This is a genomic window from Eubacterium uniforme (assembly GCF_900167115.1).
GTDB lineage: Bacteria > Bacillota > Clostridia > Lachnospirales > Lachnospiraceae > Eubacterium_S > Eubacterium_S uniforme.
The window spans coordinates 183,377-196,598 of record NZ_FUXZ01000003.1 but is presented as its reverse complement, the minus strand read 5'-3'; the positions used below and the strand labels follow the sequence as shown (position 1 = coordinate 196,598).

Here is a 13,222-nt window from a genome sequence, read left to right as displayed (position 1 = left end):
AACAATTTGAGTTTTCCGTTAAAAATTCAAGTGAACGTTTGGATTACCTATGATATGTAATATCATAGGAGCCCTCCGCGGCTTTGAGCGGAGTCAGAGATTCTTCGTAGAAGAATCTTCTGCTTGCTATTTTTCATAAGCGTAGAACGTGTTTGAGCGCGAAGCGCGAGTTTTCGGAGCTTATAGAAAAATCCCAAGAGTGAACGCAGAATTTAGGAAACACTCAACCGTTTGCGTGATATATAAATATGCTCACCCAAGCAAACATCTTGAAAGTTTCAAATATTTTTTTGTTATAGTTTATATGAAAGGTAGATTCTCTTACAGAGAATCTTTGACTCCGCTCAAAGCCGCGGAGGGCTCCCCTGATATAAAATCAGGGGCAGAGAAAGGAATAGAAGAATGAGAAATTATAGTACACAGATGGAAGCAGCTAGAATGGGAATTATTACACCTGAGATGAAGGCTGTTGCTAAGAAAGAATACAGAACAGAAGAAGAAATTAGAGATTGGGTTGCAAAGGGACAGGTTGCCATTTGCGCAAATAAATTACATACATGTATTGAACCAGAAGGTGTAGGTTCAATGTTAAGAACAAAGATAAATGTTAATCTTGGTGTTTCAAGAGACTGCAAAGATTATGATATTGAAATGCAGAAGGTTATGGCTGCAGTTGATATGGGTGCAGAAGCAATTATGGATTTATCATCTCATGGTAATACTCAGCCATTTAGAAAGAAACTTACAAGTGAATGTCCAGCTATGATCGGAACAGTTCCGGTTTATGACAGCGTAATTCACTATCAGAGAGACTTGGCAACATTAACAGCTAAGGATTTTATTGATGTAGTAAGACTTCACGCAGAAGATGGTGTTGACTTTGTAACACTTCACTGCGGAATTACAAGAAAGACAATTGAGCAGATTAAAAAGCATAAGAGAAAAATGAACATTGTATCAAGAGGTGGTTCATTAGTATTTGCTTGGATGAGCATGACGGGTGAAGAGAATCCGTTCTATGAATACTACGATGAGATTCTTGAAATTTGTAGAGAGTATGATGTTACAATTTCACTTGGTGATGCCTGCAGACCAGGATGTCTTGCAGATGGATCAGATGTTTGTCAGATTGAAGAATTAGTAAGACTTGGAGAACTTACAAAGAGAGCATGGGCAAGAGATGTTCAGGTTATGGTTGAAGGTCCTGGCCATATGCCAATGGATCAGATTGCAGCAAATATGAAGATGCAGCAGACTATTTGTAATGGAGCTCCATTCTATGTACTTGGACCAATCGTTACAGATATTGCTCCTGGATATGACCACATCACATCAGCAATTGGTGGTTCAATTGCCGCAGCAAATGGCGCAGCATTCCTATGTTACGTTACACCAGCTGAACACTTAGCGCTTCCTAATGTTGATGATGTAAAGCAGGGAATTATAGCATCAAAGATTGCAGCTCATGCAGCAGACATTGCAAAGAAGATTCCTCATGCCATGGATAAAGATAATGAAATGGGTGATGCTAGAAGAACATTTGACTGGGATAAGCAGTGGGAGTTATCGCTTGATCCTGAAACAGCAAAGGGCATAAGAGATGACAGAGCACCAGAACATGATGATACTTGTTCAATGTGCGGTAAGTTCTGTGCTGTAAGAAGCATGAATAAAGCGCTTGCTGGAGAATATATAGATATACTATAAATAAAAAAGGACGTAAAAATCAGATATTAAATCTGACTTTTACGTCTTTTAATTTGTTAATAAAGATGAGCTATATTTTCATATACTGGAAGTCCATCTCTATAGTTTATAATAATTTCACCCATAATAAGTGGTTTTAAATATTGTACCATTTCATCTGTTACATCATTACCTTTTTCGGTAATCCATTTTCTTGGTACAAGGCGTTCTTTGTTAGCTATTTCAGATAATTTACTAAATTCAATTTCACATTTATAAGGATTGTTTGATAATCTTTTAAGTACAGGCATAATTCCGCTTTCGCCTTCTAATGCAAATTTTACAGCCATACGTCCTAAGTTTTCACTTTCATCAAGGTCAGTTTTTGATGATATATGAGCTGCGCATCTTTGAACAATATTAAGTTCTACGGATCTACATTTCAAACCGAGTTCTTCTATAACTAAAAGTTCTAAAGCTTTACCAGCCCCAGAAAGTTGAGTATGTCCAAACTTATCTTGAGTGGCGGTATCGTTTTGAATATAATTTCCATCTTTATCCTTGATACCTTCTGACACCGCAATAACAACGTTATTAGTTTTAGATAGTTCTGCTTTTACGTCGTTAATGAAAGCTTTTTTATCAAAAGGAACTTCTGGTAAATAAATAAGTTGTGGAAGAGTGTTATATTCATTTCTTGCAAGTGCAGCAGCTGCTGTAAGCCAACCTGCATTACGTCCCATAATTTCCACAATTGTTACATGTGGTACTTCATAGATTGCAGTATCATGAGCCATTTCAAGCATTGATGTTGCAATGAATTTAGCAGCAGAACCAAAACCTGGTGTATGATCTGTACATATTAAATCGTTATCAACAGTTTTTGGAACACCTACGAATCTGATAGGACTTCCTATGGAATCTCCATAAGCTGCAAGTTTTGAAATGGTATCCATTGAGTCATTTCCACCGATGTAAAAGAAAGCGTCAATTTCATTTTTTTCAAATGTTTTAAATAATTTTTTGTAGATTTCTAAATCCTCGTTGTGATTTGGTAATTTTACTCTGCATGATCCAAGGAAGCATGCAGGTGAAATCTTAAGTCTCCCTAAAAATTCTGAAATAGTCTCTGAGTAATTATTGAATTCAATGAAGTTTTCGCTTAAAACTCCACTGATTCCATGGAGCGCACCAAATACCTTGTTACAGTTTTTTAAACCTTCACTAAGAACGCCTGAAAGTGAAGCGTTAATTGCTGTAGTAGGGCCACCTGATTGCGCTACTATAATATTCCTCATCTTGTCTCCTCTCTGTGTGAAAACACACGATGACATTTTATTATTTATATATACTAATGTCAAGTGAATCACTTTTCATCTATTTGAATAAAAATACTTGCCGATTTTAATATGTATGTGGTAAAATTATACAGGTGTATATATGTCTTGGATGAACCATTTTTAAATGGAAGATGTATATATTCGTTTTTTTGACAACATTGATAATGCGGGTAGTATGTTAGAAAGGGACTATTGGGTGAAATAGGAATATGATAAGAATAATAAAGGGTGATATTACAAAAATATCAGATGTAGATGCAATTGTTAATGCTGCTAATGTAAGTTTACTTGGTGGCGGTGGTGTGGATGGAGCAATCCATGCAGCAGCAGGTAAAGGACTTTTAAATGAATGTTTTTTACTTAATGGTTGTGCTGTTGGACAGGCAAAGATTACTGGAGCTTATGATCTTCCTTGTGAGTATGTTATTCATACAGTTGGACCTGTATGGAAAGATGGTACAGAGGGAGAAGCTGATTTATTAACATCATGTTATAAGGAATCTTTAAAGATTGCAAAAGAGAAGGGAATTAGAAAAATAGCATTCCCATCAATTTCAACAGGATCATATAATTATCCTATTTCTTATGCGGCATTTACAGCTATGAGTGCTGTTAAGGCTTTTATAAAAGAAAATCCTGATTCATTTGATTTGATTGAATGGATTTTATATGATGATATGACTTATTCAATATACAATGCTGAATACATTAAGTTTAACGAAGGTTTTTATGATGATGTAATTCCAGCTGAAAAAAAGGATGAGTTGCTTGAAAAATATTCAGAGTTTACTACAAAAATTCATACTAATGAAGAAGAAGAATATGAAGAATTACTTGATGGAGCATATATGATAGAGTTCCATAAGGGAAGAAAGATGTTTAAGTTAACTCTTGGAAGAAGTTTTAAATTAGAATTCGAAGGATTAGAAAAGAGATATCAACCATATGTTAAGGATTACGATATTATGCTTCATGACATTGATGGATTAATTGCAGGAAGCAGATATGCAATAGCTTGTTACATTAATGATGAATGGGCATTGTCATTTCTTGGAAAAGGTGATTGCAATAAGGAAAAAATCAGAGATATTATTGCAAGCAACTTAATGGCTAGGGATATGGCAACTAAGTATCTTATTAATAGGATTCATCAGTATGGTTTGTTAGCTAAGTGTAATTTCTGGAAAACAAAGATTAATAAAAAGTATACATTTGTTAAAGAGGATTTCCTTGATGCACAGGATCTTGAAGGCGAATAAATAATAATAAAAATAAATTGAATCTGTACCTGCCTAGGCGGGTACAGATTCTTTAAGGAGAAAGAAAATGTTTATCAAAATTCTAATGCTAGTTATATTTTTTGTAGTTACTATCGGAATTGGTATTTACTCAAGAAATAAGGCTAAAAACGTCAATGATTATGTGTTAGGTGGAAGAAGTGTCGGACCTTGGATTTCTGCCTTCGCATTTGGTACATCATATTTCTCTTCAGTTGTATTTATTGGATACGCTGGTCAGTTCGGATGGAAATATGGTTTATCATCAACATGGATTGGTATTGGTAATGCATTTATTGGAAGTTTGCTTGCATGGCTTGTACTTGGACGTAGAACAAGACTTATGACACAGCATCTTAATGCTAGAACAATGCCAGAATTTTTTGGAAAGAGATTTGAATCTCAGTCACTTAGAATAGCGGGTTCAATAATTGCATTTGTATTTTTAGTTCCATACACAGCGGGTGTATATAACGGTTTATCAAGACTTTTTGGTATGGCCTTTAATGTGGACTATAGATATTGTGTTATTGTAATGGCAATTCTTACGGCAGCTTATGTAGTAATTGGTGGTTATATGGCTACTGCACTTAACGACTTTGTACAGGGTATTATAATGTTAATAGGTATTTGTGCTGTTATAGGTTCTGTACTTGCAGGACAGGGTGGATTCTTAAGTGCAATTAATAAGCTTTCTGTTATTGAAACAGATCCAACTGTTACAACTAAAGCACTTGCGGATAGTAAGGGATTATTTGCTAGTTTCTTTGGACCTGACCCACTTAATCTTTTAGGTGTTGTAGTTCTTACATCACTTGGTACGTGGGGACTTCCTCAAATGGTTCATAAATTCTATGCTATTAAAGATGAACAGGCTGTTAAGACTGGTACAGTTGTTTCAACATTTTTTGCGATGGTAGTAGCTGGTGGATGTTATTTCCTTGGTGGTTTTGGTAGGTTATTTGGTGATAAAAAAGGTATTATAAATGAAGTTGATGGAATAACTAAAGTAGCATATGATAATATTGTTCCAACGATGTTATCAACTTTACCAGACATTTTAATTGGTGTAGTAGTAGTACTTGTTTTTTCTGCATCAATGTCAACACTTTCATCACTTGTACTTACATCAAGCTCAACACTTACTCTTGACTTGATTAAGCCTATAGTTAAGAAGGAATTAAAAGATAAAGTTCAGCTTCGTCTTATGCAGATATTTGTTGTTTGCTTTATTGCATTATCTGTTATTATTGCATTTAACCCACCAACATTTATTGCTCAGCTTATGGGTGTATCGTGGGGAGCACTTGCAGGTGCATTTTTAGCACCATTTATGTATGGACTTTATAGTAAGAAGATTACTAAGATCTCAGTTTGGGCAAGTTATATTTTTGGCGTTGGATTTACAATTGCTAATGTAATTACTAGTCAGAATGGTAATCCAATTATAGCATCACCAATTAATGCAGGTGCATTTACCATGATTGTTGGTCTTATTATTGTTCCAATAGTAAGTATTTTTACACCAAAGCTTGATTCTAAGAAAGTTGATAATATGTTTGCATGTTATGACATTATGGTAACAGTACCTGAAAAAGAAAACTTAGGTAAATAATTTGGAGTATATGCTTCATTAATTTAATAAAAAGAAGAAAAACCTGTAACTAGTTGCAGGTTTTTCTTTTTATGATTATAATATAATATTGGAGTAAAAGGTAAAAAAGAACTGATGGTTCTTTACATTTGGAGGGAGATTTTTATGGCAGAACTTAAATGTCCACATTGTGGACAAGCATTTACTGTTGATGATACAGAACTAAGTTCAATCGTTAAGCAGATTAGAGATAAAGAATTTGAAAAGGATTTAAATAGTCGTTTGTCTGAAATTGAGAGTCATTTAAAGAAAGAGCATGAGCTTGAAATTGAAGCAAAGGACAGTGAACATAAACTTCAAATTGAAGCAAAAGAAAATGAAATAAAGCTTAAGACTAAAGAAGAATATGAAAAAGAGATTTCAAGATTAAAAGAAGAATATGATACTTTAAAAGTTCAAATGCAAGAAGCAAAACATGAATTAGATTCTGTGGATGAAAAGAAACAGATTGCTATTTATGAAGCAGTTGAAAATATAAAGAATGAAAAGCAAAAAGAAATAGATAAATATAGAGAAGAAATAGATAAGATTAAGGAATCTAAACAGGGAGAAATTAGCAAACTTAATAACATAGTTAATGATTATAAATCAAAACTTGAAGCTGAAAAAACATCTAAGCAATTAGCAGTTTTAGAAGTTGAGAAAAAAGCATCTGAAGAAAAGCATGAGATTGAAAACATGCTTAATCAGGAAAAAGAAAGAAGTAAGATTTTGCTTCAGGAAAAAGATGAACAGATTGCGCAGTATAAAGATTTTAAGACTAGAATGTCAACTAAAATGGTTGGTGAATCTTTAGAAAGATATTGTGAAGATCAGTTTAATGCACTTAGAGCTACTGCTTTTAGAAATGCATACTTTGAAAAAGATAATGATGCAAAGTCTGGTAGCAAGGGTGACTTTATATATAGAGAGTCAGATGAGAATGGTGTAGAACTTATATCCATTATGTTTGAAATGAAAAATGAGATGGATACAACAGCAACTAAACATAAGAATGAAGATTTCTTTAAAGAACTTGATAAGGATAGAAGAGAAAAGAATTGCGAGTATGCAGTATTAGTATCTATGCTTGAAAGTGACAGTGAGTTATATAATGGTGGAATAGTTGATGTATCTTATAAATACGATAAGATGTATGTTGTAAGACCTCAGTGCTTTATCCCGATAATAACATTACTTAGAAATGCAGCTACTAATGCACTTAGTTATAAACAAGAACTTCAGATTGTAAAAAATCAGAATATTGATATTTCCAATTTTGAGGATAGTCTTCTTAAGTTTAAGGAAGGATTTGCTAAGAATTATGAGTTAGCTCATAAACATTTTGAAACTGCAATTGATGAAATTGATAAGACTATCGATCATCTTGAAAAGGTGAAGAAATCCTTATTGGGTTCAGATAGACAGCTTAGATTAGCAAATGATAAAGTGGAAGATGTAAGTATTAAGAAACTTACTAAGAATAATCCAACTATGCAGGCTAAGTTTGATGAGATAAATAATAGTAAAGAATAATTTAAAAGGTATAGGTGAATAAGGTGTCAAAGTCAGAAGAAGTTAAGGTAGAAGGAAAAACTGAAGAAGTTAAGATTGAAGCAGTTAAGGCTGAAGAGACTAAAACTGAATCAACTAATGTGAAGGCAGAAGAAAAAAAGTCAGAAGAAAAGAAAGTTGAAGCAGAGGATAATAAGAAACCTGAAGACAAGAAAGAGTCTGATGATAAAAAGAAATCTGAAGACAAAAAAGAAGAAAAAACAGAGAATAAGAAGACTGACGATAATAAAACAGAAGATAAAAAAGAAGAAAAAAAGACTGACAAAGAAGACACTAAAAAAACTGAAGAAAAAAAAGAACCTGAAAATAAAAAGGATGAAAATAAAAAGACTGAGCAGAATGATAATGAAGTAAAAGTTGATTATGTAAACCATGCTGCAAGTGAAGAAAGCGATGAGGAAAAAGGAGCTAAGGCTAAGAAGAAAAAGAAATTTATTATAGCTTCTGTTTCATCAGCTGTAGCTGTGCTTGCTGTGACAGTTGGCGGAATGATGTTTTATGTAAACTCGAATTCTAAATATTTTGATAAAGGATCAAAGATTAATAACATTGATATCGGTGGAATGACAATTGAAGAAGCTAAAAATACATTAGTTGATTTTGAAAACAATTATAAGATTTCTGTAGTTTTTAATGATAGTAAAAAAGTCATTGATGGTTCTAGTATGGGATTTAAGTTTGTTGATGAATCAAATATTGACGACTGTTTAAAAGAGCAAAATAAGGATACATTTTTTAATAAATTACTTTCAAAGGGTAAGAAGAATTTTGATCTAGAATATAGTTTTGAAGATGCTAAATTAAACAATATTCTTGATAAAATGGAAGAATTTGATAAGGCTAAAATGGTTGCACCAGTTGATGCACATCTTGAAATGGAAGATGGTGATTTTGTAATTGAAAAAGAGATTCTTGGAAATACAATGGATATTACAAAAGCCACATTGGCTATAGATGAAGCTATAAGAGAGGCTAAGGAAGAAGTAGATTTAAATGAGTTTTATGAAAAACCAGAAGTTTATTCTGATGATGCTAATTTGATTAAGAAAAAGGATAACTTAAATGAGTTAATTGGTGTTAAAATTACATATAAACTCCCAAATGATAAGGAAAAAGTTCTTGATGGTAAAACTCTTAAGAAGTGGCTTAAGAAAGATGAGGATGGAAATTACTACAAGAATAAGAAAAAATGGAATAAGAAACTTACTGAATATGTTGATAAATTAGCATCAGAAGTTGATACAGTTTATAAGGAACATGAGTTTAAGACTAATGCTGGAGATGTTATTTTCTTACGAGCAGAAGGATATTATGGTTATTTGATAGATAAGGAAAATGAAGTAAAACAGTTAAAGAAGGAACTTAAAGAAGGAGTAAATGTTGAGAGAGAGCCTGTTTTTACTAGAAAAGAAGCAGCTCCATACGATGATAATTATGGTTTTGGTAAAAACTATATTGAAATTAGTATAGCAAAGCAACATATGTGGATTTACAAAGATGGAAAAGTTGCTTTAGAAACAGATGTTGTTACAGGTAAGAATGATGGTAAGCATGAAACATCAAAGGGTGCATTCTATGCATTTGATAAGAGAACTAATAAAAAACTTACTGGAGAAATAAAAAATGGCAGACCTGAATACATAGTCTGGGTTAAAAACTGGATTAGAGTTACAAATTATGGAATCGGTATTCATGAAACGTCTTATAGAAATAGATTTGGTGGTAATATTTGGAGAAGAAATGGATCCCATGGTTGTATTAACTGTCCAGCTAAAACAATGCCAAAGATATATGAAATAGTAGATACAAATATGCCAATAGCAATTTATTAATTTAAAAGTCATCAGATTATTCTGATGACTTTTATGTTATAATTAACCTAGTGTGGTGAAAATCTGGAGGTACGAATGAAGATGACAGACACAACAAAGAATTTTGATGGTTATGCAAAGGATTACACAGTTGGAAGACCAAGTTATGCTAAGGAACTTCTTGATAGCTTTTATGATGTTTTTGGAATTGAAAAATCATCAGTGATAGCTGACATTGGTTCCGGTACAGGCAAGTTCGCAAGGCATTTGCTGGATTATGGAAATGATGTTTACTGTGTTGAACTCAATGAAGACATGAGAAATGTTGCAGAGGATGAACTTAATGGATTTGATAATTTTCATTCAGTGGGAGGTGGTGCTGAAAACACGACACTTAAAGATTCCTCGGTTGATTTTATTACGACGGCTCAGGCATTTCACTGGTTTGATGTAGATAAATTTAAAAGTGAGTGCAGGAGAATATTAAGGAAAAATGGAAAGGTATTTCTGATTTGGAATGTTAGAGACATGGACGAAAAACTAAATCAGGAATTATATGATATATACAAAAAGTACTGTAAGAACTTTAAGGGATTTAGCGGTGGAATTGTGAAAGACGATGAACGCATAAAGAAGTTCTTTGATGGTAAATATGAATATGTGGAATATGATAATCCGCTGTTCTTCGATAAGAATAAGTTTATTGCAAGAAGTCTTTCAGGTTCATATTCCCTTAAAGAAGGAGACGATAAATACGAAGAATACTTAAAAGAGATAATTGATGTCTTTAACAGGTATTCAAAGGATGGAATTCTATCCATGGGAAATAAGTCGGTTGCATATGTTGGATGCGTTGACTAGAAAGAAAGGATATTGAAAATGGAATTATTAAAAGGAAGACCAGAGACTACAGAGGGACGTCTTGAAAGAGAAGTTCGTACTTACGATTATCTTGATTCTCTGGGAATTGAATATTATAGAACTGATCATGAAGCAGCAGGTGACATGGAAGCCTGCAGTAAAATAGATGCAATACTTGGTGTTATCATCTGTAAGAATTTGTTTTTATGCAACAGACAGAAAACAAACTTTTATCTTTTGACGATGCCGGGTGATAAGAAGTTTAAAACAAAAGAGTTGTCAGCACAGATTAACTCATCGAGATTGTCATTTGCTGGAGCTGATGATATGTTGGAACATTTAGATATTGAGCCTGGCGCAGTTAGCATTATGGGGCTTATGAATGATAAGAAACATATGGTAAAACTTCTAATTGATGAGGATGTTTTAAAAGATGAAAATATAGGATGTCATCCTTGTGTTTGTACATCAAGTCTTAGATTAAAAACTAAGGATGTTATCGAAAAGTTTTTACCTGCAACAGAGCATGATTACATGACGGTGCATCTTGTTGGAGAGGATTAATGAGTAAGATTGTATTTGATGATGAGTATGTGATTGTTGTACCTACTTTTGAGGAGGTTCAGATACATATTTATGTTTTATGGAAGACATAGCATGAATCGAAACGTGAAAAAAATAAGAAATGGAAAAGTGTAAATGGGTTTGGTTAATGAAATAATTAATAAGAATGGTGAAAAAGTAGTAATCGAAACGATGAACTGTCTTCAGGTGACAGAGGCGTTTAAAAGAATAAAAGGATGGGAAATTATTAGTAGTTTTTCAGTTGGTGGTTTTTTATACCTTGGGTTTTCAAAAAACATGCCAGGCAAAATGATAGTAATATCTGATTCGAAAGCAAAAATATTGGATTGCAATGATGGTAGTTTGGTTGAGTGTAATGCAGAGTATGACGAAAGGGAATATGTGGCTATATGTGATATGATAGAGGATGAATATATTACTCTTGTTGGTCCATATGGAGGAAGCATTTCGCACGAAACTACATCGGGAGAAAGAGTAGAAATTGAATATCTTGGTGAAAAAGTTACACCATATAAAACATTAAAGTATGAGCAAATATTATTTGTTGATACTATGGGAAATAGAGAAATAATATATAGAAGTAATCCACCATATTTGTATGGGTTTAGTGATGATGGTAATTATTTTGTTTTGGCTGATGATGGTGGTATAGATGTTTTACGTAGAATATAAGAATAGAGGTGGCGTAATGGGTATTACAACAAAACAGTATCAGAAGTTATCCGATATAAATATGGTTTGGTATTTCTATAAGAAGGGCTGATTAGAGTACGGAGGAAAAGAATGTATTATGGCAGATAAGGCATTATATGTATTAGCAGGTTACGATGATAATACAGAAGAAAGACTAGCAGGAATGCAGAATGAATTATACAAAAAAGGATATGATGGAATTCAGACAAAAGGAATTCCAATGCATTTTACTTTGGGTTCATATGACAGTGATAGAGAAGATGAATTAGTAAAGCGTCTTAAAGAAGTTGCTAAGATGCACAAGGCTTTTGATGTATCATTTAATCATATTGGTATGTTTAATCTTCCTGATAATTATGTGTTATTTGTAAAACCTGAAGTTAGTAGCGAAATGCTACTATTAAAAGATGAATTTAGAGATGATAATAGCATGTTTAACTGGTCATCTCATACGACATTACTTATAGATAAACCAGAGATTATTCATAAGGCCATACCTGAAGTATTAAATAATTTTTCAGCATTTGAAGGTAAAGTTACAACTCTTCATTTGTATGAGTTTTGGCCAACAAGACATATATTATCTGTTAAACTTAAATAGGAGTATTTTTGGAAAAGTAATTATAAGTGAAATAATGTAATAATAAATAATTGAAAGGGATTAAGAAAAAATGGAGTATATTACAAAGAGTTTTTATGACATTAAAGACATTGATTCAAATATTATTATATTTAAGGATGAATCAACAATTGAACTTGAGGAATGTGCAGGTAAAAAGTATAACGTAGATACATGTGTTGCCGATAGAGACATAAATGTTATGCCAGCTTTTTTCGAGTTCTTTACAGATTATCAGAAGACAAGGGTAGTATTTGATAAAAGAGGACTTAGAAGTAAGCAGAAGAATAGGGATAATTTTATTAAATTACAGATTAAATTACAGGAACTTGGATATTCAACTTATGACATAAGTTAATTGCTAAATGAAGAGGGAATAAAAATGAACAAACATGAAAAAATTAAATTAGTAGAAGAACTAGCAGCAAATGCTCACGTTGCATTAAAGTTAGTACAATTTGATGGGTGGATATTAAGATTCTCTGAAGGACATACTGGTCGAGCAAATTCAATTAGTGTAATCTATCCATCAAGTTTTGACGCAGAACAGAAAATTCCATACTGTGAAGAAATGTATGCAAAACAGAATCTCCCTTGTATTTTCAAACTGACAGATGGTAATGAAGATTTGAATGATATATTATCTAAAAGAGGATATGAAGTTGTTACACCGACAGATGTTTGCTTTTGGAATATTAGTGATATTAATATGCCAGACGGTAATATTATATTTTTTGATGAAGTAGAAGAAGAGTGGTTAGCTGCATATTTTAAACTTGAAGGTTTTAGTGAAAAACAAATGAACATATATAGACGTATGATAGAGAAAGTATGCGTGAATCAAAAGTATGTTGCAATTAAAGATAATAATGAGATTATTGCAGTGGCATCGTTAGTATCAGAAGGAGACCAGATGTTAATGCATAATGTTGTTGTTGATAAAAATCACAGAGGGAAAGGCTATGGTAGAAAAGTATGTAATGCACTTTTAGCCAAAGCAAGAGAATGTGGTATAAAGACATGCTGGCTTCAGGTTGTTATAGATAATGTGCCTGCTTATAAATTATATGAAAGCATAGGATTTAAAAAGGAATACACATATTGGTACATGAAGAAAAATTCATAAAACAAAAATAGGTATA

11 protein-coding genes and 1 pseudogene are annotated in these 13,222 nt (G+C 32.8%); 11 read left to right on the top strand and 1 reads right to left on the bottom strand.

The genetic code is table 11. The features are described from left to right. Positions 1 to 402: 402 nt before the first annotated feature. On the top strand, positions 403 to 1,707 hold the full coding sequence (gene thiC / locus B5D16_RS02515) for a phosphomethylpyrimidine synthase ThiC (RefSeq protein WP_078765393.1): 1,305 nt from the start codon (positions 403 to 405) through the stop codon (positions 1,705 to 1,707). Between the two features lie 56 nt (positions 1,708 to 1,763). On the opposite strand, the gene B5D16_RS02510 is transcribed toward thiC, so the two are convergent. Beyond that, positions 1,764 to 2,984 (bottom strand): 6-phosphofructokinase, encoded by a 1,221-nt coding sequence (locus B5D16_RS02510; RefSeq protein WP_078765392.1) that lies wholly within the window; start codon positions 2,982 to 2,984, stop codon positions 1,764 to 1,766. Between the two features lie 251 nt (positions 2,985 to 3,235). Between B5D16_RS02510 and B5D16_RS12785 the strand changes: the two are divergent. The 10 genes and pseudogenes from B5D16_RS12785 to B5D16_RS02465 all read left to right on the top strand — a co-directional run. Then, positions 3,236 to 3,599 (top strand): annotated as a pseudogene (locus B5D16_RS12785) (macro domain-containing protein); the annotation flags it as partial. 753 nt (positions 3,600 to 4,352) lie between these two features. Further along, complete coding sequence (locus tag B5D16_RS02500; protein WP_078765390.1) at positions 4,353 to 5,918, top strand: sodium:solute symporter family protein; 1,566 nt, start codon at positions 4,353 to 4,355, stop codon at positions 5,916 to 5,918. A gap of 144 nt (positions 5,919 to 6,062) precedes the next feature. After that, on the top strand, positions 6,063 to 7,472 hold the full coding sequence (locus B5D16_RS02495) for a DUF2130 domain-containing protein (protein ID WP_078765389.1): 1,410 nt from the start codon (positions 6,063 to 6,065) through the stop codon (positions 7,470 to 7,472). A gap of 23 nt (positions 7,473 to 7,495) precedes the next feature. Beyond that, positions 7,496 to 9,343, top strand: coding sequence for a L,D-transpeptidase family protein (locus B5D16_RS02490; RefSeq protein ID WP_078765388.1), 1,848 nt, complete (start codon positions 7,496 to 7,498; stop codon positions 9,341 to 9,343). Positions 9,344 to 9,418: 75 nt separating this feature from the next. Further along, a complete protein-coding gene (locus tag B5D16_RS12335; RefSeq protein ID WP_200803911.1) occupies positions 9,419 to 10,183 on the top strand; it encodes a class I SAM-dependent methyltransferase in 765 nt (254 codons plus the stop codon). 18 nt (positions 10,184 to 10,201) lie between these two features. After that, complete coding sequence (locus B5D16_RS12330; protein WP_143405017.1) at positions 10,202 to 10,747, top strand: prolyl-tRNA synthetase associated domain-containing protein; 546 nt, start codon at positions 10,202 to 10,204, stop codon at positions 10,745 to 10,747. 135 nt (positions 10,748 to 10,882) lie between these two features. Further along, complete coding sequence (locus B5D16_RS02480) at positions 10,883 to 11,440, top strand: hypothetical protein (protein ID WP_078765387.1); 558 nt, start codon at positions 10,883 to 10,885, stop codon at positions 11,438 to 11,440. 118 nt (positions 11,441 to 11,558) lie between these two features. After that, positions 11,559 to 12,062 (top strand): 2'-5' RNA ligase family protein, encoded by a 504-nt coding sequence (locus B5D16_RS02475; protein ID WP_078765386.1) that lies wholly within the window; start codon positions 11,559 to 11,561, stop codon positions 12,060 to 12,062. A 70-nt stretch (positions 12,063 to 12,132) separates the two neighbouring features. Continuing rightward, complete coding sequence (locus B5D16_RS02470; RefSeq protein WP_078765385.1) at positions 12,133 to 12,438, top strand: hypothetical protein; 306 nt, start codon at positions 12,133 to 12,135, stop codon at positions 12,436 to 12,438. A gap of 24 nt (positions 12,439 to 12,462) precedes the next feature. After that, positions 12,463 to 13,206, top strand: a complete 744-nt coding sequence (locus B5D16_RS02465; protein WP_078765384.1) for a GNAT family N-acetyltransferase — start codon at positions 12,463 to 12,465, stop codon at positions 13,204 to 13,206. Positions 13,207 to 13,222: the final 16 nt, after the last annotated feature.

Excerpts from the sequence above, each read along its gene's own strand:
- thiC (WP_078765393.1), top strand. The coding sequence starts at position 403 with ATGAGAAATTATAGTACACAGATGGAAGCAGCTAGAATGGGAATTATT.
- B5D16_RS02510 (WP_078765392.1), bottom strand. The coding sequence starts at position 2,984 with ATGAGGAATATTATAGTAGCGCAATCAGGTGGCCCTACTACAGCAATT.
- B5D16_RS02500 (WP_078765390.1), top strand. The coding sequence starts at position 4,353 with ATGTTTATCAAAATTCTAATGCTAGTTATATTTTTTGTAGTTACTATC.
- B5D16_RS02495 (WP_078765389.1), top strand. The coding sequence starts at position 6,063 with ATGGCAGAACTTAAATGTCCACATTGTGGACAAGCATTTACTGTTGAT.
- B5D16_RS12335 (WP_200803911.1), top strand. The coding sequence starts at position 9,419 with ATGAAGATGACAGACACAACAAAGAATTTTGATGGTTATGCAAAGGAT.
- B5D16_RS12330 (WP_143405017.1), top strand. The coding sequence starts at position 10,202 with ATGGAATTATTAAAAGGAAGACCAGAGACTACAGAGGGACGTCTTGAA.
- B5D16_RS02480 (WP_078765387.1), top strand. The coding sequence starts at position 10,883 with ATGGGTTTGGTTAATGAAATAATTAATAAGAATGGTGAAAAAGTAGTA.
- B5D16_RS02475 (WP_078765386.1), top strand. The coding sequence starts at position 11,559 with ATGGCAGATAAGGCATTATATGTATTAGCAGGTTACGATGATAATACA.
- B5D16_RS02470 (WP_078765385.1), top strand. The coding sequence starts at position 12,133 with ATGGAGTATATTACAAAGAGTTTTTATGACATTAAAGACATTGATTCA.
- B5D16_RS02465 (WP_078765384.1), top strand. The coding sequence starts at position 12,463 with ATGAACAAACATGAAAAAATTAAATTAGTAGAAGAACTAGCAGCAAAT.